The sequence below is a fragment of the Aquabacterium sp. genome (genome assembly GCF_049274795.1).
GTDB lineage: Bacteria > Pseudomonadota > Gammaproteobacteria > Burkholderiales > Burkholderiaceae_C > Aquabacterium.
Map to the genome: position 1 here is coordinate 26,236 of NZ_JBASTH010000070.1, position 20,971 is coordinate 47,206.

Genomic DNA, 20,971 nt, shown 5'->3' on the forward strand with positions numbered 1-20,971 from the left:
GTCACTTGAGCTTGAACTGGCGCTCGGCCAGCGGCGGCAGGAAGCGGCGGTCGAAGACCTCGCCGGGCGCGGGCTGCCTGCTCAGGTCGAAGGCCTGGGCCACCTGGCCGATGGCACGCTGCAGGCGTTCGTCCTGCACGTCGCCCACGCCGCTGCGCTGGGCTTCGGGCGTCAGCACCACCTGGCGCAGGGCGTAGAGCAGGCGCTGCTTTTCCAGGGCCTTGTTGACCAGGGGCTCGGCCTTGCTCAGGGCGGCGATGGCCGCGTCCGGATCGGCCACGGCGTCGCGCAGGCCCTTGTTGATGGCGCGCACCAGGCCGGCCACCACCTGTGGCTTGTCCTTGATCAGCGCGGGCGAGACCAGCACGCCGTTGCCGTACAGCGCGATGCCGTGGTCGGCGTAGTGGAACCAGCGGATGTCCTTGTCCGGGTCCACGCGCTGGCCCACCAGGTTCATGTAGCTGGTCACCGAGAACACGGCCGAAGCCTCGACCTGGTCGTTCAGCAGCATCTGCTCCTGCAGATTGGGCGCCATGTGGCTCCACTTCACCTTGCTCGCGTCGATGCCGTTCAGCTCGGCCAGGGCAGGGAACATCTTCATCGCGGCGCCGCCGGCCGGCGAGCCGATGGTGCGGCCCTCCAGGTCCTTGACCGTCTTGATGGGGCTGCCCGCCTTGGTCATGATCGCGAAGGGCGCGCGGTTGTAGATCATGTAGACCATGACCGGCACCGTGCCGGCCGGGCGCGTGGCGGCGTTCTGGATGATGGCGTTGATGTCGCCGAAGCCGGCCTGGTAGCTGCCGGCCATCACCTTGGTCACCGTGTTGGCCGAGCCGTCGCCGGTGTCGATCTGCAGGTCGATCTTTTCCTGGGCGAAGTAGCCGCGCTCCTGCGCCAGGTAGTACCAGCTGTGCACGCCCTGCAGCTTCCAGTCGAGCACGAACCTGATGGGGGTGGTCTGCGCCTGGGCGGCGGTGGCGCCCAGCAGGGCCAGGGCGGTGGCGGCCGCGAAGCGGTGCAGGGTGGCGCGCCGGGAAGGGGTGGACAGTGTGGTCTGGGCTGCTTGGGCAGAGGTGCGGGTCAGGGACACGGGTAAAGCTCCGTCATCGTCGATGAACGGGGTATTGCATTGGCCGTGCCGGATGCGGTGCCCGGGGCGTGCTTAAGTCATGCTTTTTCGGGCGTTCTGCGTTGCCGAAAGGGCAACGGTTGGCGGCAAGGCCTGTGTTCACGGGGCGTGCGGAGCCATCGGCCTTGCGGCAGCCCCTGCGGTTGCATCAGCAGAACCGTTCGATCTCAGGCCCGGTCTGTCCGAAAGCACCCCGTCGAGCCCTCCGGGCCGGCCGGTGCGATGCCCCAAATTGGTTCTTTTCTGTATCGGAGGCGGGCTGATCGTGGTGCATCGCCGTTGCCGTTTTGTGTGCACGGCGGCTTGTGCTGTTGCTGTTGCGGCAACGATGGCCGCGCGTGCCATGGCATCGAAACTGCTCGCTGACGTCCGCATGAACCACCTTCGATTCCTGCGCTACGTCGATGAAGTCGCGCGCGCCGGCTCCATCCGCCAGGCGGCCGAACGCCTGCACGTGGCGCCTTCCGCCGTCAACCGCCGCATCCTCGATCTGGAGGACGAGCTGGGCACGCCCATCTTCGAGCGCCTGCCGCGCGGCATGCGCCTGACGGCCGCGGGCGAGCTGTTCGTGCGCTACATCCGCGGCCGCACGGCCGAGCTGGATGAAGTGCGCTCGCAGATCGAGGAGCTGAGGGGCCTGCGGCGCGGGCGGGTCAGCCTGGTGGCCAGCCAGGCCCTGGCGCCCGTCTTTCTGCCCGGGGTGGTGGCGAGCTTCCGCGAGGCGCACCCCCTGGTCGTGCACCAGGTGCGCATCGGCGACCACCTGCAGGCGCTGGACGCCCTGCGCGCTTTCGAGGCCGATCTGGCCCTGGTGTTCAATCTCGCGCCCGAGGCCGACATCGAGGTGCTGGCCGAGTTCGAGCAGCGCCTGGTGGCCGTGATGCACCGCGACCACCCGCTGGCCGCCCGGCCCAGCGTGCGCGTGCGTGATTGCGCCGACTACCCGCTGATGCTGCCCAACCGCGACATCGGCGGGCGGCAGTTGCTGGAGAAGTTTCTGGTGCGCAGCTCCGTCAAGCTGCGGCCGGTGGTCGAGAGCAACTCCTTCGAGTTCCTGCGCGGCTGCCTGTACCACGGCCAGGCCGTGTCCTTCCAGATCGCCATCGGCACGGTGGAGGATGGCGGCGAGCTGGTGGCCCGGCCGCTGGAGGACCGCAACTTCCCGCACGGGCGCCTGGTGCTGGCCGGACTGCGCGGGCGGCAACTGCCGGTGATCGCGCATGCCTTTGCCGAGCACTTGAAGGTGGCCTTGCAAGGGCTGGGGCAGTTGGCGGCTTGATCTGCGCGTGCTGATGGCGCCGATGCCGTGCGACGCGCGTGGCGCAGCCTGGGGGCCCGTGGCGCGATACTCCTGCCATGCCCACGCTGCGCCCTCTTGCCTCTTCGTCGTCCACCGAGCCCCCGGCCGAGCCTGGGCATGACACCGCCGAAGCCAACAAAGACGCTGCTGCCGACACGCAAGCACCTGCCACTCCCCGCCCACGCGGCACGCCAGCGGATCCGCAGAAGTACGCCGTCATCGCCGCCCCCAGCGCCATCGACGGCCTGGGTGCCTTCGCGGCCGAGTTCATCCCCGCGCGCCGCAAGATCGGCGAGATCCGCGGCGAATCCATCCTCACCACCGAGGCCTATGCCCGCGCCCGGGCCGCAGCCCGTGAGGGCGGCCGCATCTACATGATCGCCCTGTCCGAGCGCCGCACGCTGGACGCCACCGCGGGCACCGACGTGCTGCGCCATGTCAACCATGCCTGCGAGCCCAACACCGTGCTCAAGGTGCAGCAGGGCCGCGTGGCCTTCTACGCGCTGCGCGACATCCAGCCCGGTGAGGAACTCACCGCGCGCTATGGCCCCACCCACCATGGCGGCAAGCTGGTGTGCCGCTGCGGCTCGCCGCGTTGCATCGGCCGGCTTTGACACGGATCAGCCGCTGGGGTGTCCGCCAAGGCCAGCCCTGTAACGCCTCTCCACGACTGTTGCATCCTCTTGTCCCAGGATCTAGGGGGCCTGGGTTGACGCTGGCCGCCGCCCTGCCTAGCCTCGTTGTTGGGTCGGCAACCCAAAAATCCCGCTGAGAGGCCATCCATCCTTCAACCGGAGAAGACACCATGCAGGAACTCGACAAGTCCCAGGCAGAACACGTGGGCGGCGCGCGCATCCGCCCGCCCGTCACCACCCTGGCCCTGGGTGAAGAAGGCGGTGGCGTGACCACCAAGGCCCTGGGCGAGGAAGGCCCGATCTATACCACGCTCGCCCTGGGCGAAGAGGGCGGTGGCGGCGCCACCACCAGCAGCACCGGCGGCGCCTTCGGCTCGTTCTGAGGCGCAGATGAGGGCGGCTGCCTCGATGCTGTTGATCGCCGGAGGCCAGGCCGATCCCAGCCTGCACGCGCTGGCCGAGGCGGCTCAGGCCCTGGGCTGCCCCTGGGTGGACCTGCGTGTGCCCACGGGCAGCAGCCCGCCCTTTCACTGGGATCTGGAGGCTGATCCTTCCCCGGATGCGCCTCAACCACCTTCACCGCCCTGGGGCGACGGACCGCCACCACGCGGCGCCTTCATCCGCCAGGACGTTTTCGCGCCGCTGGACGACCCGCGCCCCGAGGTGTCCACCCGGGCCCTGGGCTGGTACAGCGCCGTGCAAGGCTGGTTGCTGGCCCACCCCGAGGTGCGGCTGTTCAACCGCGACATCACCCCGGTGCCGTTCAACAAGCCGGCCGCCCTGCTGCGTGCCCGCGCCAACGGCCTGCGCGTGCCGCCCACCTGGGTCAGCAACGATGCCGCGCAACTGGCGCCGCGCCTGAGCGAGGCCTGCATCGCCAAGCCCGTGGCCGGTGGCGGCCTGTGCCAGACGCTGGACGAGGCCCTGCAGGCCGCGCCGCGTCCCGTACATGGCCAGCCCGCCTTCCTGGCCATGCCCGCGCTGGTGCAGCCCCGCCTGGTGGCGCCCGAGCTGCGCATCTTTGTCGTCGGGGCCCAGACCTTCGCCTTCGAGGTGCGCAGCCCCTCGCTCGATTACCGCGCCCTGCAGGATGCCGACGTGCAGCCTGTGCCCGTGCCCTCGCGCGCGGCCCAGCCGCTGCATGCGCTGATGCGCGAGTTCCGCATGGATTTCGGTGCCGCCGACTTCAAGACCGACCCTGACGACGGCGACCTCGTCTTCCTAGAGCTCAACACCTCGCCCATGTTCGCGCGCTTTGATGCCGCCTGCGGTGGTGCGCTGTGCCACGCCATGGCCGAGCACCTAAGCAGCGGCGCCTGAGCCCACGGTTCAGGGCCCGTGCGCAAGGCCCGTGGCCTCTGAAAGCACGCCAACCCCCGCATTCGAGGGGGTGCCTGACGCCATCTCCGCACGTCTTTGCACCCCATCTGGGCACAAACCCGAAGGGGCGATGTCGGGTCGTGTCCGGATACTGGTCCGCAGTGCCACGCAACAGTCCCAGAGACATTCCAAGATGCTGTCACTGCAAGAACAGGCCGGCCTGGAAGACCAGGTGCGCGCCGCCCGACTGCGCATGCTGCTTGACCATGTCGAAGTGGCCTTGCTGGCTTCGGGCGTGTTCGCGGCCATCGTGGCCTGGCTGATCCATCACCTGGTGCCCGAGGCGCGGCTGTGGCCCTGGCTGATCATCAAGCTGGCGTGCCTGCTGCCGCGTCTGGCGCAGGCCAAGTGGCTGATGCGCCGCATCGGCGAGCCCGGTGTCGATGTGGCGCGGGGGCGCCAACTGATGCTGGTTTTCATTGCGCTCGACAGCCTGGCCTGGGGCGCCGTCTGCTGGTGGCTCACCCCCCTGTATAACCTGGATCTGGCCGTGGTCACCATCAGCTCGCTGATGGGCCTGGCCGCCATCGGCGCCTTCATGAACTCGGTGGACACGCGCGCCGTGGCCTGCTTCACGCTGCCCATGCTGCTGCCCAACATCGCCTATGTGCTGTGGCGCCAAGATTCGCTGGGCCTGTTCGGCGCGGTCTCCATGCTCGGCTTCATGGCGGTGATCATGCTGGAGACGGTGCGCAGCCAGCGCCGCATCACCGAGCTGCTGCGTCTGCGTTTCATGCACGAGCATGTGGCCGGCGAGCGCGCCCGTGCGCTGGAGCAGGCCCGCCACCACAGCGATGCGCGCAGCCGCTTCCTGGCCACCGTGAGCCACGAGATGCGCACGCCGCTGCACGGCATCCTGGGCCTGGCCCGTGTGCTGCAGCAGGACAAGCCCCGTGCTGACCAGCGCCAGCGCCTGGCGCTGATGGAGCGCTCTGGCGAGCACCTGCTCACCGTGATCAACGACATCCTCGATTTCTCCAAGATCGAGGCCGGCCGCATGAGCATCGAGGCGCGGCCCTTCGAGCTGGGCGAGGTGCTGGACGATGTCACCGGCGTGTTCCAGGTGCTGGCCCAGCGCAAGCAGGTGCCGCTGCGCCAGTTGCGCCATTGGCACGGGCCCTGCCCGGTGGTGGGCGATGCCGCCCGCGTGCGTCAGGTGCTGCACAACCTGCTGGGCAATGCCGTCAAGTTCACCGATCACGGCAGCATCCAGCTGATTGCGCGCCGCCATGACGATGGCCTGGTCGAGCTGCAGGTGCGCGACACCGGCGTGGGCATCGCCGAGGCCGACCGCGAGCGCATCTTCGATGCCTTCACCCAGTCGCACGCGGCCTCCAGCGCGGTGCTCGACCGCCAGCATGGCGGCACCGGGCTGGGCCTGGCCATCGCGCGCCAACTCTGCCGCTCGATGGGCGGCGATCTGGTGTGCGACAGCGCCGTGGGCGTGGGCTCGATCTTCCGGGCCACGATGATGATGCCGGCGCAGTCCGACGTGGCCGGGCCCGAGCAGGATCTGCAGGCGGGCAGTGATGGCCAAGCCCCGGCCGAAGGCGGCCTGACCGGCCTGCGCGTGCTGCTGGCCGAGGACAACGCCGTCAACATCCTGGTGGCCGAAGCCGTGCTGGGCCACCTGGGCTGCGAGGTGCACACCGTCACCGACGGGCAGCAGGCCGTGGCCTGGCTGTCGCAGCACCGCTGCGACGTGGTGCTGATGGACTGTGCCATGCCGGTGATGAACGGGCTGGAGGCCACGCGCGAGATCCGCCGCATGGAGCAGGCCAAGGGCCAGGCCCGCGTGGCCATCGTGGCCCTCACGGCCAACTCCCTGCTCGATGAGCGTGCGCAATGCCTGGCGGCGGGCATGGACGAGCACCTGGCCAAGCCCTTCGGCCCCGACGACATCCGCGCCGTGCTGGAGCGTGTGTTGCTCCAGCGCGCCGTCCATGTGTCCTAATGGCATCCATGCGCCATGAGGCGCCCCACAAGAACGACCGAGGAGACCCCGCTTGAACGTGATGAAGACCGTGTGCGCAGCAGCCCTGCTGGCGCTGCTGGCCCCCCTGGCCCAGGCCAAACAACGCATCTGCATCTACGACCCGCTGGGCACCAGCGGTGAGGGCTACAGCGCCGCCCGTGACTACGTCATCGCCATGCAGCGCCATGGCGTGGACCTGGAGATCAAGGCTTTCATCGACGAGCGCGTGGCGGTGGAGGATTTCCGCACCGGCCAGTGCGATGCCGTGAGCGCCACGGCCTTGCGCACGCGCCAGTTCATCTCCTTGCCCACCGCGCTCGATTCGGTGGGCGCCTCGTCCATCGTCAAGCAAGGCAAGCTGGACCTGACGGCCAGCTACGAGGTGGTGCGCCGCTTCATCCAGACGCTCAGCTCACCCAAGGCGGCCGAGCTGATGAACGCCGGCAACTACGAGGTCGGCGGCATCATCCCGCTGGGAGCGGCGTATGCCTTCGTCAATGACCGCAGCATCAGCACGCTGGAGGCCGCGGCCGGCAAGCGCGTGGCCGCGATGGATTACGACAAATCCCAGGCGGCGCTGATCCAGCGCGTGGGCGCGCGCCCCGTGGCGGCCGATGTCACCAACTTCGGCACCATGTTCAACAACGGCAATGTGGACGTGATCATCGCGCCGTCCATCGTCTACCGGCCGCTGGAGCTGCACAAGGGCATCGGCAGCAAGGGCGGGGTGTCCAGCTTCCCGCTGGCCATGCTCACCTACCAGATGGTCTTCAAGAAGGACAAGTTCCCGGCGGGCTTTGGCCAGAAATCGCGTGACTACTGGCTCGCCAACTACGACCGCGTCATGGAGATCGTGGCCCGCTCCGACAAGGAGGTGCCGGCCAAGCTGTGGATGGAGCCGACGCCGGCCGATGCCGAGCGCTATGTGGTGCTGATGCGCGAGGGCCGCATCGACATGGCCGAGAAAGGCCTGTACGACAAGCGCGGCCTCAAGCTGATCAAGAAGATCCGCTGCAGCGTCTACGCCGAGGCGGCCGAGTGCGCCCAGGCCACCGAGAACTGGTGAAGCACATGGGGCGGTCTGCCCCGGCCGCAAACAACAACGCCCGCATCATGCGGGCGTTTTTCCTGGGGCTGCAGCCGGCGGGTCAAGCCCAGGCCGGCGCGCCAGGCACCGGGATCAGGCCAGGGCCTTCAGGTCGGCGTCAACCTTCTGCAGCAGGTCGTCGGTGATCAGGCCACCGGAGAACTTGGCGACCATCGACAGGGCGAAACCCTTGCCCATGCCGATTTGCGGGTGGGTGGAGATGCCGGGCAGGTGCTTTTCCAGGATGGCCTTGGTTTGTTCGTTGTCCAGCAGATCGCCAAGCTTGGATTCGATCGAGAAGCTCATGGATTTGTCTCTCAGGTAATGGTGGATAAAACACGCGGACAGCCGGGAGCTTCCTGCGCAGGCTAAAGCATAACTCGCCTCGCTGGCATTTCAAACGAACGTTGGGCCCCACGCGGGCAGGGTATTCGGGCGTGCGGACGTTTGCGGAAAACGCCTGACGCACCTGCCGATCCACAACCCCCTGACGGTGCCCGAGAGGCCTGGGAAAACCCCTTGGGCCGACCCAATGCGGTGCACTTATCCCCACCGCGCGCAGAGCGAGCGTGATGGCGGACGCCTTGTCAAGAGGGCCTGGAAACACACGGAGATGTGTCGCAAGTGATTGATTTGAATCAATAAATTGAACACTGATGCCTGAGGGGTGTTTGGGGGAAACCCCAGGGACATCGTTGCACACGCACAGGTGTGCATATTTTTCCCACAAAGTTATCCACAGGCTGTGGGGCGATGTGCGGGCCAATCGAATCAAGCACTTAGAGGCCATAGCTGGGCCGTGACTTTGAGGCCGTCGGCTAACTGCCGCGGTGGGCGCCGGCGGGGCCCGTCGCGCTCATGAAACAATGCAGGCCCGGGCCCGGTGCGAGCCGACTCGGCGTCAGTCAGGGAGTTCGGCCATTTCGTGAAGGACTACACACCCTGTAAGGTAAATGGAAACTAGGGTAAATACTTAAAATTCAGAATCCAGACCTCGGTTATCCCCATCTTGGACATCCCATACCGCCCAGAGTCGGTGCGTACGTCCGGGATTGCAGAAACACCCGCAAAGTGTGCTAAGTAATTGATTTATATAGAGCGAACGGGCGTGCTCAAATCTGAGGCAATCTAGCCCAAACGACCACCTGACAAGCAGTTAGCGCGTGTTTGCAAGCCTTGCCCACAAAGTTATCCACAAACCCCGGGGATAAGGGGGAAGCTCCTTTGGATCAAGGACTTAGCGCATTCTTTTCATCGATTTGTAGGAATAACGGAGACAAAACGTAGGTGCCTGCCAAGCCCCGCTCCCCGGCCCCAGAGCCTGCCGCTGTACCGGACGCCGCGCCCGAGGTGCGGGTGCGCGTGCTGGTGGAGGCCCCGCAGCACAGTGGCCTGACCGGCCCGCTGAACTACCTGGCCCACCAGCTTCTGCTGCCGGGTACGGTGGTGCGCGTGCCGCTGGGGCGCCGCACTGTCACCGGTGTGGTGTGGGATGCGCTGGCCGATGAGGCCGCGCAGGCCTGGGACCTGGCACAGCTCAAACCGGTGATCGAGGTGCTGCCCGATCTGCCGCCTCTGCCCCTGGCCTGGCGGCAATTGATCAAGTTTGCGAGCGCTTACTACCAAAGAGGCCTCGGTGAAATGGCGATGATGGTGCTGCCACCGGAGCTGCGTCAGCTGGATGCCGTGCAGTGGGCGCGGCGCTTCAAGCGCCTGAACAAGGCCCTGGCCCAGCCGGCCGATGCCGTTGACGCGCCTGAGGCCCTGCCCGAGCTCACGCCGGAGCAGCAGGTGGTGCTGGACGCGCTGGCACCCCCCGCATCCCTGCTGCCGAGCCCAGGCGGCGGGGCGGCGGCGCCGTCATCGACCTTCCTGCTGTGGGGCAGCACCGGCAGCGGCAAGACCGAGGTCTACCTGCGCCAGGCCGACCGTGCCCTGCAGGCCGGCCGCCAGGTGCTGCTGATGGTGCCGGAGATCAACCTCACGCCCCAGTTGGAAGCCCGCGTGGCGGCGCGCTTCGCCGGCCGCCACATCGTGTCGCTGCACAGCGGCCTGACGCCGGCCCAGCGCCTGCGCAACTGGATGCTGGCCCACCTGGGCCTGGCCGACATCGTGCTGGGCACACGCCTGGCCGTGTTCACGCCCATGCCGCGCCTGGGGCTGGTGGTGGTCGATGAGGAGCATGACCCGTCCTACAAGCAGCAGGACGGCGCGCGCTATTCCGCCCGCGACCTGGCCGTGTACCGGGGCCTGCTGGAAAAGGTGCCCGTGATCCTGGGCTCGGCCACGCCCAGCCTGGAGACCTGGTTCAACGCCCTGCCCGTGGCCGACGGTGGCGCGGGCCGCTACCAGCGCCTGACCATGCCCTCGCGCGTGGGCCAGGGCAGCATGCCGCGCGTGCGCCGGCTGGACCTGTCACGCGAGCCCAAGCCCCGCCCCGGCCAGGAGGCGCCGCCGCTGGCCCAGGCCCTGCTGGACGCCATCGCCGAGCGCATCGAGCGTGGCGAGCAGAGCCTGGTGTTGCTCAACCGGCGTGGCTATGCCCCGGTGCTGCAATGCAGTGACTGCGGCTGGAAGAGCGAGTGCCCGCAGTGCAGTGCCTGGCGCGTCTTCCACAAGGTGGACCGCACTCTGCGTTGCCACCATTGCGGCCTGACCGACCGCGTGCCGCGTGCTTGCCCGAACTGTGGCAACCTGGACATCCACCCCGTGGGCCGAGGCACCGAGAAGCTCGAAGAGCAACTGGCTCAGGCCCTGCCCGCCGCCCGCGTGGGCCGCATCGACGCCGACGTGACCAAGCTCAAAGGGGCGCTGGAAGACAAGCTGGCCAGCGTGCACGCTGGCGAGGTGGACATCCTGGTGGGTACGCAGATGGTGGCCAAGGGGCACGATTTCCGCCGTATCACCCTGGTGGCGGCCGTGAACCCCGATGCGGCGCTGTTCGCCAGCGATTTCCGCGCGGCCGAGCGCCAGTTCGCGCTGCTGCTGCAGGCGGCCGGGCGCGCCGGGCGCGATGCCAGCGTGGCCCACAGCAGCGAGATGTGGGTGCAGACCTGGCACCCCGATCACCCGTTGTATGCAGCCCTGGCCCGCTATGACTACGAATCCTTTGCCAGGCAGCAGCTCAAGGAGCGCCAGTCGGCGGGCCTGCCGCCCTACGCTCACCTGGCCATGCTGCGCGCCGAGGGCAAGACGCAGGAGGCCGCGCAGGGCTTCCTGGAAGATGCCGCGAAACTGGTGGAGGAACTGGCGGCCGAGCTGGGCGGCATCCTGCTCTACCCGCCGGTGCCCACGGCCGTGCAGCGCGTGGCCAACATCGAGCGGGCGCAGATGCTGATCGAGGCCGATTCCCGCCCCGCCTTGCAGCGCCTGCTGTCACGCTCCACGGAAACTTGGCTGGCCCTGGCGCAACAACACCGCCCGCGCGGGTTGGTGCGCTGGGCGGTGGATGTGGACCCGCTGGCGATCTGAAAAGAGGTTCAGCCCAGCAGCGCTTCCATGCCCTCGCACAACTCGCTCATCGGCGGCATGTCGGCCAGGAACTTCTTGGGATCGAGCTTGAGCGCCGTGGCCACTTCGGCCGGCACCGTGGCGGCCAGCTCGCTCTCGCTCAGGCCGTTGTGCTCGGCACGGGCGCGCCAGGCGGCCAGGTGCAGCACGGCCGCGATCGGGTCCACGGGCTTGCTGGTCAGCGGCTCGGGGAACTTGGCGATGGCGTCGGAGAAGGCGGTGGGGAACTTCCACTGGCGGGCCAGCTCGGCGCCCACGGTGGCGAAGTTGTAGCCGAAGGAGGCCTTTTCCATGTCCAGGCGGCGCGGGTCCATCGGGCCGGCCTGCTTGTCCAGCTGCAGCATGGGCTCGGGCATGCCGGCGTGCATCACCAGCTGGCCGATGCCATGCATCATGCCCACGGTGAAGGCCAGGTCGGCGTTGTGGCCGGCGGTCTTGGCCAGCCAGCGCGACACCACGGCGGCGTGCAGGCTGTACTTCCAGAACTTGCCCAGATCCATGCCCGGCATGGCCTTGAAGCCGCTGGTCAGGCCCGAGCTGATCACCAGCGTGCGCACGGTGACGAAGCCCAGCATCATCACGGCGTCATCGACGGTGCCCACGGTGCGGGACACGTGGTAGTAGGCCGAGTTGGCCAGGCGCAGCAGGCGCGCGGAGAGCACCGGATCGGCCTGGATCTTCTTGGCGATCTCGTCGATCGAAATGTCCTCGGCATTGAAGCTGTCGATCAGCTCATGGACGATCTTGGGCACGGCCGGCAGGGCCTGGGGTTGCTTGAAAAGGGCTTCGAGCTGCATGAGTCAGCCTCCAAATTTGATGAAACCAATACGCCACCGATCCCCCGCAGGACGTGGCAGAGTTCACTGAATATCGACCCGCCGGGAGCACGACTTGAGCATCCCAGATCGTGGGAATTTCAAACAACGGAAATAAAGGGTGCGAAACCGCACAGTTTGTTCGCTAGGACGGACGGGGAAACCCCGGGTCAGCCGTCATGCTGAGGGATCCAACGAGGAGCGCACGATGAAGCAGCAAGCGGCCCTTGGGGCGACAGTGGGCGTGACCGGGGCGACAACCGGGACGTCCAGGCCGATGACTCGGCGCGGGTTGGGCCAGGTGGTCGGCCTGGCCATGGGGTGTGCGCTGGCGCTGGCCGATCTGGCGGCGGGCCTGCAGGTGGCCTCGGCCCAGGTGCCCGCGCGCAACCTGCTGGTGTCGTGGCGGGTGGTGTCCTCGGTGGATGCGCAGCAGTCGCGCGCCGGGGTGCGCCAGGGGGGCCTGGTGATCGATAGCCGCCGCGGGGTGATTGGCCAGGGCGGGGTGGAGTTGTCCACCCGCCAGCTTGAGCGCGATCAGCAGACGCACCAGCAGATACTGGTGCTCAACGGCCGCAAGGCGCGGCTGGATCTGCGCCAGCAGCGCCCGATCACGCAGTGGCAGTGGGTGGCCCAGTTGGGCTCCAGCGGCCAAGGTGGCGCCGGCGGCTGGGGCAACGGCCAGCAAGGTGGCCAGGGCGTGCAGCCCCAGGTCGGCCTGGTGGCGCAGACCCTGTGGGTGGACGCTGGCCAGGGTCTCACGGCCACGCCGCGCTGGTCTGGCGGCAAATCTGCCACCGTCGAGCTGGAGGCCGAAGCGCCAGCCCACCCCGATCGCCCCTTCACGCAGGACGCCCAGGGCACGCCCCCGGCGCGCCTGGTGGTGCAGACCGCGCTGAGCGTGCCGCTGGGCGAATGGGTGCCCGTGGCCCAGACCAACCGCCAGGAAGAGGTGCAGCGCCGCGGCATGCTGAGTACACAGAGCGTCAGCAGCGACGAGCAGGCTGTGCTGGAGATCCGCGTCAGCCTGCCGTGAGGGTGTTGCAAGGGGCTTGAGGCTTCTTGCTACAGTCAAAGGCGCATCAGTTCAAACGGAGACACATCCTCATGCCCACCCCCCTGGACCAGCTGAACCAGGCCACCCGTGCCCTGATCGAGAACGTCAAGCGCGCGGGCTTCCCGCCCATGAGTTCCCTGCCGGTCGACCAGGCCCGGCAGGCCTACCGCATGGGCGTGGGCGTGAGCACGATCCAGCCGGTGGCGCTGCCCCGGGTGGAGGACTTCACCATCCCCACCCCGGATGGCTACGCGATCCGCGCGCGCCTGTGGGCGCCCGCCACGGAGGCCGGCCTGCCCGTGCTGCTCTATGTGCATGGCGGCGGCTTCGTCGTGGGCGGCATCGACACCTGCGAAGCCATGTGCCGTTCGGTGGCGGCGCAAAGCGGCGTGGCCGTGGTCGCCATCGAGTACCGCCTGGCGCCCGAGCACAAATACCCCGCCTGCCTGGACGACACCTGGACAGCGCTGCAGTGGCTGGCCAACCAGGGCCACACCCTGGGTCTGAACGGCAGCCGCCTGGCCGTGGCCGGTGACAGCGCGGGCGGCACCCTGTCGGCCGCCGTGTCACTGCTGGCACGCGATGCCGGCATCCCCGTGGCGCTGCAGGGCCTGATCTACCCCTCGGTGCAGGTGGGCGTGGCCACGCAATCGTTCAAGACCTACGCCTCGGCCGGCCTGATGCTGGACCAGGCCCTGATGAACTGGTTCGAGGCCCAGGCCACCGGCGGCGACCTGAAGGAGCCCTGGCACCGCCAGCCCCTGATCGCGCCCAGCCATGCCGGCGTGGCCCCGGCCTGGATCGCCCTGGCCGAATGCGACCCGCTGGCCGACGACGGCCGCCTCTATGCCCAGGCGCTGGAGCAAGCCGGCGTGCCGGTGCAGCTCACGGTGTACGCGGGCACGGTGCATGACTTCATCAACATGGGGCGCTTCCTGCCCCAGGCGGCCGAGATGCACACCGCCTTGGCGCAGGCCGTGCAACGCGCCCTGTTGCCGGGCTGAGCCAACCCGGGGAAATCACCGGCCCTGTGACGACATTTCGTTGCACAGGGCCCGGCTGATCCGGCACGGGGCTTGCAAGGCAGGCGTCAACCGACGCTGTCATGAGTGCCCTGCCTTCACCCGCCCTGCTGGCCAACGGCCAGCCCCTCAGTGGTTCCAAGCCACCCCTGGTCGCGCCCGAGCGCGTGGCCGAGGTGTGGCGCGACCGCCTGAACCTCCTGCTGGAATCCACCGGCGAGGGGGTGTTCGGCATCGACATGGACGGGCGCTGTACCTTCATCAACCGCGCCGGGGCCCAGATGCTGGGCCACGACCCCGAGGAGGTGCTGGGCCGCGACATGCACGCCCTGGCCCACCACACCCACCCGGACGGCCAGCACTACCCGGCCGAACAGTGTCCGATCTTCAATGCCTTCCGTGCCGGCGTGCACTGCCGCATCGACAGCGAGGTGCTGTGGCGGCGTGATGGCACGGCCTTTCCGGCCGAGTACTCGTCCTACCCCATCCTGGACGAAGGCGTGGTGCACGGGGCGGTCGTCACCTTCGTGGACATCACCAAGCGCAAGCTCCACGAGGAGCAACTGCGCGCCGCGCACGAACTGCTCGAACGCCGCGTGGCCGAGCGCACCCGCATCGCCCGCGAGATCCATGACGAGCTTGGCAGCCTGCTCGTCGGGTTGAAGATGGACGTGAGCTGGCTGGAGAAACGCCTGGACGACAGGCTCAACCTGCGCTGCAAGTGCCAAGACATGCGCGGCCTGATCGACATGGCGGTGGACAACGTGGGACGCATCATCACGGACCTCAGACCTTCCATCCTGGACCACCAGGGCCTGTGGGCCACGCTGGAGTGGCAGGCCCAGGATTTCGCCGACAGCGGCGAGCTGCGCTGCCTGTGGTCCATGGACATCGCGCCCAACCTGACAGCGCCCGAAGGCCCGCTGGCCACCGCCGTGTTCCGAATCTTCCAGGAGCTGCTGAGCAACGTGGCGCGCCACGCCAATGCCACCCAGGTGGAGATGCGCATCAGCGCCACGCCCAGCGACATCACCCTGCTGGTCAAAGACAACGGCCGGGGCGCCCCGCCCAGCGCCTTCGACAGCACCGATGCCTACGGCGTGATGGGCATGCGCGAGCGCGCCGGCCACTTCGGCGGCTGGCTGCACATCGACAGCCAGCTGGGCAGCGGCACCACCGTGATCCTGACCATGCCGCTGTACCAGCAGGGGCAGGCCGTGCCGCTGGAGGGGGCTGTCTCATGATCCGCGTGCTGCTGGTCGACGACCACCACATCGTGCGCCAGGGCCTGGGTGGTCAAGACGGCCGGCTGGGCGCTGATCCGCGACAAGATGCTCAACAAGGAGTTCGACGCCACGCACTTCCTGTCGCCGATGCCGCTGTCGATCAGCATGGGCCTGGGCTCCACGGCCAAGCCCATGCACGTGGCCACCATCCTCAACACCCTGTCGGGGCTGGAGCAGGCCAGCGAGGGCCATGTGTTCATGGATGGGCACGAGGTGAACGCCCCGGGCCTGGAGCGCAGCGAGTTCTTCACGGGCTGCGAGGCCATCAAGGCGTTCCTGGCGCGCAAGTGGGCCAGGGAGCACCAGTACAAGCTCAAGAAGCGCCTGTTCGCCTTCAGCGGCAACCGTATCGGCGTGTGCTTCGAGTACGAGGACCACGACGACCAGGGCCAGTGGTGGCGGGCCTATGGCAACGAGAACTGGACCTTCGATGAGCGCGGCCTGATGGCCCGCCGCGAGGCTTCCATCAACGACGTGCCCATCGATGCCTCCGAACGGCAACTCTGACCCCTCTCTTTTTTGAAACAGGAGCAACAAACATGAACCGCGAAGACGTGACCGACCTGATCGTGCAGGCCAAGGTGAAGAAGGGCCTGAAGTGGGCCGACGTGGCCACCAAGGTGGGCCTGAGCAAGGAGTGGGTGACCGCCGCCTGCCTGGGCCAGATGACGCTGACCTCTGAGCAGGCTGGCGTGCTGGCCGAGGTGTTCGACCTGCCCGACGAGGCCAAGCTGTGGCTGCAGGAAGTGCCCTACAAGGGCGCGCTGCCCACCAGCGTGCCCACCGACCCGCTGATCTACCGCTTCTACGAACTGGTCAGCGTGTACGGCACCACCTTCAAGGCGCTGATCCACGAAGAGTTCGGCGACGGCATCATGAGCGCCATCGACTTCAAGATGGACCTGCAGCGCGAGCCCAACCCTGCTGGCGACCGGGTCAGCATCGTGATGTCCGGAAAATTCCTGCCGTATAAAACGTACTGAAGCAGGGCTTGCGTGGTCCGGGGACCGCGCAAGGTCCGCGCCATGGCCGGTAAGCCCTTTTGTTGGTGAAACCTTAAAAGGAGCACATGCATGGCCCGTGGTCTGTCCCTCTCTTCTTCCGTCATCCGCCGCCGACGACGTCATCTGCCTTTGACGAAGGCGCCGTGGCGGCCGAGTGGCGTGATGCTGGCCTGCGTGGCCGGCCTTGCTGCCGTGTCGGCGCAGCCATTGGTGCACGCGCAAACATCTGCAGTTGCAGCCGCACCAGCGGCATCCTCAGCCACGCCCGATGACAAGCCCCGTTGGCGCGGGCAGGTCGGTGCGTCGATGGCCGCCACCTCGGGCAACACCGACAGCACGACGCTGTTGCTCAACATGGACCTGAACCTCAAGCGGCCTGACGACAAGACGACGCTGACGGGGTATGTCAACGAGGGGCGCACACGGACGGGGGATGGTGATCGCCAGACCAGTGCGGCACGCTGGGGTCTGAGCGGCCAGTACGACCATGACCTCACGCCCGACTGGTTCGGCTTCACGCGCCTGGGCTTCGAGCGTGACCGTGTCACCGAGCTGTCGCTGCGCACGCTGGTGGGCGCTGGTCTGGGTTACCACGTGCTCAAGGGGCCGAAGCACACCTTCGACGTCTCAGCCGGTCTGAGCTACACCGACAGCCGCTGGAATGTGGATACGACGATCGACGACAAGACGGGGCGGCATTTCACGAGCGTGGGCCTGTTGCTGGCGGAGGAGTCATCCCACGAGCTGACGGACACGGTGACCTTCAAGCAGCGGCTGGAGGCCTATCCCGGTCTGACGGGGGCGAAGTCGCGGTTGTTGCGGTTCAATGCTTCGTTGAACGTGGCGATGACCAAGGCTTTGTCGCTGTCGGTGGGGCTGGTGCACAACTACGATGGCAATGCGGCTGAGGGGCGGGAAAAGAATGACACGGCCTTGTTCACAGGGGTGAACTTGAAGGTGGGGGGCTAGGCTCTTGTCCTTGGCTTGCGTCCTTTCCGGGCGCTCCCTCGACAAAGCGCTCAAACCATCGCAAGACACGGAAATGCAGCCGTTACTTCACAGCCGCCCGCTCATCCCCCATCCCCAGGATCCGTGCCGGATCACTCGGCGTGCTGGCGGTATCGCGAGGCCACAAGGCCCACACCCGCAGTGGCTGCTTGGTCCGCCCCGCCTGCGTCAACGCCTCATCCCCCCAGCCCCAGAAATAGTCGGCCCGCACGGCCCCCACGATCGCTCCGCCCGTGTCCTGCGCCACCACCAGCCGCTGCAGCGGGCGTGAGGGCGCTGCCGTCGCGCTCCAGGCCTGTGGCTCCGTGCTGTCCAGCCACACCGGCGTGCCATAGGGCACCGCATCACGGTCCACGGCGATCGAACGACCGGGCGTCAACGGAATGCCCTGCGCCCCCACCGGCCCCTGATCAGGCTGTGTCAAGGGCTCTTCCCGGAAGAACACCACACGCGGGTTCGCGCGCAGCATCTCTGCCACGCGCTGCGGGTTCGCTGCCGCCCAGCCCCGGATCGATCCCCAGGAGGCCTGGTCCAGCGTCACCGCGCCTTGGTCCACCAGCCAGCGGGCCACCGATTGATAGGGCTGGCTGTTGTGCCCCGCGAAGGCCAGCCGGATCTGCCTGGGCTGCCCGTCGGGCGTCAGGTCATCCAGCACGCGGATGCGGGTCGAGCCCTGCACCTGGATCATCAACGCGTCCAAGGGATCGGCCACATACATCAGTTCGCGCCCGATCAGGGAGGCACGGGCCTCGGGCAGGATGTCCAGCTCGGCGCGGGTGTAGTGGGGCTTGCGGGTGGCCAGATCCACCGGCGGGCGGAACAGTGGCGTCTGGAAGGCGCCCACCGGCTTGCGCATGCCGTCCACCTGCGGCTCGAAATAACCCGTCAGCAAGCCCGTGGTCTGCCCTTCGTAGTTCTGCACCTGCCAGGGGCGCAGGTTGGCTTCCAGCCAGCGGCGCACGGCCTCGTCGCCGGCCTCTCGGCCCCAGCCTGCGCCCAGCGTGCGCGCTCGTGTGCATACCGGCAGCCAGTCGCCCGTGGCGCGCTGGCAGCTGCGCCACAGCGCGCTCCAGGCTTCGCCCACGCGGTCCTGCGTCCAGCCGGGCACCGAGGCCCAGTCGGTGGCCACCCAGCGTGCGCGTGCGCGGTCCCAGGCCAGGCTGCCATCGGGCTGGATCTCCGGCGAAGCTGAGGGTTTGTGCAAGCCAGGCACGGGGGGCTGTGGCTGCGTGGGCGGGATGGGCGTGGCCGGCTGGTGCGTGGGCAACTGGCCGCAGGCGGCCAGGAATGCTGCGATGATGAGGGCCAGAGAGGCGCGCACCCGGGGGTGCGGCTGGTGATTGCTGCGGAGACGACGACCGATCATGTGGCTGATTCTGCTCGAAGCGCTGGCGGCGCTGGCGCTCTTGGTGTTCTTCGTGTGGTGGACGATGTTCTCGGGGCGCCGCAAAGGCGAGCCGCCTGCCCAGGTGGCCTCGCCGCCCCCGTCACCCCCGCGTGATGAGTCGGGGGGCGACACGCCGTCCTAGACAGGGTGGCGGGGTGGCTTGCGTCATCAGGCGCGGGGGGGCTTGCCCTCCGGTGTTGATGAGGGTGCGGCCTCCGCGGCGTTTTCCAGCTGCACCAGGGCCTGGGCCCGCTCGGCGGCCTCGCGTGCCTCCTGGCGCTTGCTGGGCGGCAGCACGAAGCTGAAGGGATGGCGCAGGAAGCGCCGGCCCATGGCCTTCCACAGACGCGAGCGGTCTTTGACTCGCACGCCGCGCGAGCGCAGCGCCACGCGCAGGGCCAGCGCGAAGCTCACGCCCACGTTGAACAGGCCCGTCAGCGGGATGGCGGCCATGCACCACCAGAACAGCGGATCGTTCAGCGCCGGCAGGCCCAGGGTGCCCAGTGCCGCGGCGATCTGCCCGGTGGACAGCGTCACGTGGCGCACCTCCAGCGGCAGCCCGAAGAAGGCGGCGATGGGGGGCACCAGCCCCAGCGTCAGGCCCAGCGACACGTTGGCTGCCAGCCCGGACACATTGCGCCGCCACCAGGCCGCCCAGCGCGCCGCGCGTTCGGGGCCCAGCAGGGCCTGGCTGCGCGGGTGCCATTGCATCGCGCTGTCGATGCGGTGCCAGACGAACCAGTTCTCGAACCACCCCGCGAAGATGCTGGAGGTGAACAGCAGGATGCCGGTGAAGGCGGCGAAGAACACCGAGGGGCCCAGCAGTGTCAGGCTTTCCAGCGTGTGGTGGGCCTTCTCGTCGCCGATCAGGGGGTGGCCCAGCAGCCACCAGGCCAGGGCCTGGATCGCCAGCACCGCCGGGAACACCAGGGCCAGGTTGCCGATGATCCCCGCCATCTGCGAGCGGATCAGGTGGACGACCTCGTCGGTGAACCCGGCCGCGCCTTCCTCAGTGTGGGCATCGCCCAGCTTGGCCGCCATCGCGGGCGCCGTCATCGCAGGCTGCTTGGTGGCCACGCGCCAATGCAACAGGTAGATGATGACGAAGCTGGTGGCGTAGTTGATGCCCGCGGCAAAACCACCCCAGAAGGCGGAACCGGCCAGGGCCAGCAAGAAGAACTTCAGGAAGGTGGTGCCGGCCAGCACGATGCCGCCGCCGGCCGCGCGGCGCAGCATGTCGAAATAGGCGGCGCGGGTGCGGGTGATGTAGTGCTCGCCGGTTTCGGCGTTGCGCTCGGCCACCAGCCGCGCCAGCAGCGAGTAGTGGCGGGTGAACAGCGCACGCAGGCTGCGGCGCTCGGCGCTGTCCTGGATCAGGCCCAGCACCAGGGCGCGCATTTCGCGGTGCGGCTTGGGCGCCAGCAGGCAATCCAGCACCTGTTCGATGCGACGGCCACGTGCACGCAGCTGGTCGATGTGGAACACCACGTCCACCGAGACGCCGTAAGCCTCCAGGTGGTTGTGCACACCCATGGCCAGTTGCATGCAGTGGTCCAGCAGGCCGCGCACGTACTGGGCCTGCTGCAGCACGGCCGCACGGCGTTTTTCATCCGGCTTGGCGGGGAGCTGCGGGCGTGACAGGTCCGCCGTGGAGGGAATGGTGTCGTCCGCATGGGCGGGCAGCGCGGGGGCTTCCGCTTCAGCGACGTCTTCCAGCAGGTCGTGCAGATCTTCCGCGGCGCGGGCCAGTTGGCCGAAGGTCTGCGTGACCTCGCGGCTGGGGCCATCACCCATGCGCAGCCGCAGCTCGGGCGATACACCGGCGGCACGTACCTGGCTGGCCAGGATGCTCAGCGCCTCCATGAAGGGCTGGCGCCAGCCCAGGGGGCTGTCCTCGGCATAGTGCCAGGCCTGGCTGAACAGGTCGCCCAGGCGCTCCATGGTGGCGTCGTCGAGCTTGGAGATCCAGATCGGGTCACGGTCGACATCGAACAGCAGCCCGAACAGGGTGGACAGCTCGCGCGTCTCCGGGCTGGAGGGCAGCATGCGCCGGCGCAGGCGCTCGCTGAACTCGCTCATGAAGGCGGCGCGCGGGGCGAAGCCGTGGTCGGCCAGCAGGCTGCTGAAGTGCAGATCCCGCAGGCAGGCGGCCAGCAGGGCCACCACGCGGCGTCGGGCCTTGGGGTGGTCGCCCACATGGCGCACCACGTACTGCAGGCCGGAGACGGATTCGCCCTGGCGCACCCAGCGCAGCACTTCGATCAGCCACAGGTGGCGTTGCGCGGCGGATCCTTGATGGGGGGCGTTTTCCAGCAGCTGATCGATGCTGACGGGTGGGTTGGCGTGTGAAAACAGTCGAAATGCCATGTAGGGGCC

At 68.1% G+C, this 20,971-nt stretch carries 19 protein-coding genes; 14 read left to right on the forward strand and 5 right to left on the reverse strand.

What is annotated here, in order from left to right; translation table 11 throughout:
* Position 1: 1 nt before the first annotated feature.
* The gene (locus WAQ08_RS10200; RefSeq protein WP_422191465.1) at positions 2 to 1,090 is read right to left on the reverse strand and encodes an ABC transporter substrate-binding protein; all 1,089 of its coding nucleotides are present in this window, start codon (positions 1,088 to 1,090) and stop codon (positions 2 to 4) included.
* Between the two features lie 412 nt (positions 1,091 to 1,502).
* Between WAQ08_RS10200 and WAQ08_RS10205 the strand changes: the two genes are divergently transcribed.
* From WAQ08_RS10205 to WAQ08_RS10230, 6 genes are all read left to right on the forward strand, one after another.
* The gene (locus WAQ08_RS10205; RefSeq protein ID WP_422191466.1) at positions 1,503 to 2,408 is read left to right on the forward strand and encodes a LysR family transcriptional regulator; all 906 of its coding nucleotides are present in this window, start codon (positions 1,503 to 1,505) and stop codon (positions 2,406 to 2,408) included.
* A gap of 77 nt (positions 2,409 to 2,485) precedes the next feature.
* Positions 2,486 to 3,043, forward strand: coding sequence for an SET domain-containing protein (locus WAQ08_RS10210; protein WP_422191467.1), 558 nt, complete (start codon positions 2,486 to 2,488; stop codon positions 3,041 to 3,043).
* A gap of 191 nt (positions 3,044 to 3,234) precedes the next feature.
* Complete coding sequence (locus tag WAQ08_RS10215) at positions 3,235 to 3,447, forward strand: hypothetical protein (protein WP_422191468.1); 213 nt, start codon at positions 3,235 to 3,237, stop codon at positions 3,445 to 3,447.
* Positions 3,448 to 3,472: 25 nt separating this feature from the next.
* On the forward strand, positions 3,473 to 4,384 hold the full coding sequence (locus WAQ08_RS10220) for an ATP-grasp domain-containing protein (protein ID WP_422191469.1): 912 nt from the start codon (positions 3,473 to 3,475) through the stop codon (positions 4,382 to 4,384).
* Between the two features lie 193 nt (positions 4,385 to 4,577).
* On the forward strand, positions 4,578 to 6,398 hold the full coding sequence (locus tag WAQ08_RS10225) for a response regulator (protein ID WP_422191470.1): 1,821 nt from the start codon (positions 4,578 to 4,580) through the stop codon (positions 6,396 to 6,398).
* 61 nt (positions 6,399 to 6,459) lie between these two features.
* Entirely contained in the window at positions 6,460 to 7,485 is a 1,026-nt protein-coding gene (locus WAQ08_RS10230; protein WP_422191583.1) for a putative solute-binding protein, read from the forward strand.
* Between the two features lie 114 nt (positions 7,486 to 7,599).
* Here WAQ08_RS10230 and WAQ08_RS10235 read toward each other — a convergent pair whose 3' ends face one another.
* Positions 7,600 to 7,812, reverse strand: a complete 213-nt coding sequence (locus WAQ08_RS10235) for a hypothetical protein (protein WP_422191471.1) — start codon at positions 7,810 to 7,812, stop codon at positions 7,600 to 7,602.
* A gap of 1,044 nt (positions 7,813 to 8,856) precedes the next feature.
* Between WAQ08_RS10235 and priA the strand changes: the two genes are divergently transcribed.
* Positions 8,857 to 10,977, forward strand: coding sequence for a replication restart helicase PriA (priA, locus tag WAQ08_RS10240; RefSeq protein WP_422191584.1), 2,121 nt, complete (start codon positions 8,857 to 8,859; stop codon positions 10,975 to 10,977).
* Positions 10,978 to 10,985: 8 nt separating this feature from the next.
* Here priA and WAQ08_RS10245 read toward each other — a convergent pair whose 3' ends face one another.
* A complete protein-coding gene (locus WAQ08_RS10245) occupies positions 10,986 to 11,813 on the reverse strand; it encodes an HDOD domain-containing protein (RefSeq protein WP_422191472.1) in 828 nt (275 codons plus the stop codon).
* Positions 11,814 to 12,039: 226 nt separating this feature from the next.
* Between WAQ08_RS10245 and WAQ08_RS10250 the strand changes: the two genes are divergently transcribed.
* The 6 genes from WAQ08_RS10250 to WAQ08_RS10275 all read left to right on the forward strand — a co-directional run bounded on the left by WAQ08_RS10250 (position 12,040) and on the right by WAQ08_RS10275 (position 17,169).
* Positions 12,040 to 12,867 carry a hypothetical protein gene (locus WAQ08_RS10250; RefSeq protein ID WP_422191473.1) on the forward strand — a complete coding sequence of 276 codons (828 nt, stop codon included), beginning with the start codon at positions 12,040 to 12,042 and terminating at the stop codon, positions 12,865 to 12,867.
* A 71-nt stretch (positions 12,868 to 12,938) separates the two neighbouring features.
* Positions 12,939 to 13,892, forward strand: a complete 954-nt coding sequence (locus WAQ08_RS10255; protein WP_422191474.1) for an alpha/beta hydrolase — start codon at positions 12,939 to 12,941, stop codon at positions 13,890 to 13,892.
* A gap of 101 nt (positions 13,893 to 13,993) precedes the next feature.
* Positions 13,994 to 15,154 (forward strand): PAS domain S-box protein, encoded by a 1,161-nt coding sequence (locus WAQ08_RS10260; protein WP_422191475.1) that lies wholly within the window; start codon positions 13,994 to 13,996, stop codon positions 15,152 to 15,154.
* A gap of 48 nt (positions 15,155 to 15,202) precedes the next feature.
* Entirely contained in the window at positions 15,203 to 15,703 is a 501-nt protein-coding gene (locus WAQ08_RS10265) for a DUF1348 family protein (RefSeq protein WP_422191476.1), read from the forward strand.
* A gap of 32 nt (positions 15,704 to 15,735) precedes the next feature.
* A complete protein-coding gene (gene cynS, locus WAQ08_RS10270; RefSeq protein ID WP_422191477.1) occupies positions 15,736 to 16,179 on the forward strand; it encodes a cyanase in 444 nt (147 codons plus the stop codon).
* Positions 16,180 to 16,269: 90 nt separating this feature from the next.
* Entirely contained in the window at positions 16,270 to 17,169 is a 900-nt protein-coding gene (locus WAQ08_RS10275) for a DUF481 domain-containing protein (RefSeq protein WP_422191478.1), read from the forward strand.
* Positions 17,170 to 17,251: 82 nt separating this feature from the next.
* On the opposite strand, the gene WAQ08_RS10280 is transcribed toward WAQ08_RS10275, so the two are convergent.
* Positions 17,252 to 18,574 carry a murein transglycosylase A gene (locus WAQ08_RS10280; protein ID WP_422191479.1) on the reverse strand — a complete coding sequence of 441 codons (1,323 nt, stop codon included), beginning with the start codon at positions 18,572 to 18,574 and terminating at the stop codon, positions 17,252 to 17,254.
* On the opposite strand from WAQ08_RS10280, the gene WAQ08_RS10285 reads away from it, so the two are divergent.
* On the forward strand, positions 18,573 to 18,737 hold the full coding sequence (locus WAQ08_RS10285; RefSeq protein ID WP_422191480.1) for a hypothetical protein: 165 nt from the start codon (positions 18,573 to 18,575) through the stop codon (positions 18,735 to 18,737). The two genes, WAQ08_RS10280 and WAQ08_RS10285, sit on opposite strands and share 2 nt — an antisense overlap.
* Before the next feature lie 26 nt (positions 18,738 to 18,763).
* Here the strand turns inward: WAQ08_RS10285 and WAQ08_RS10290 are convergent, their stop codons facing one another.
* Positions 18,764 to 20,962 (reverse strand): site-specific recombinase, encoded by a 2,199-nt coding sequence (locus WAQ08_RS10290; RefSeq protein WP_422191481.1) that lies wholly within the window; start codon positions 20,960 to 20,962, stop codon positions 18,764 to 18,766.
* Positions 20,963 to 20,971: the final 9 nt, after the last annotated feature.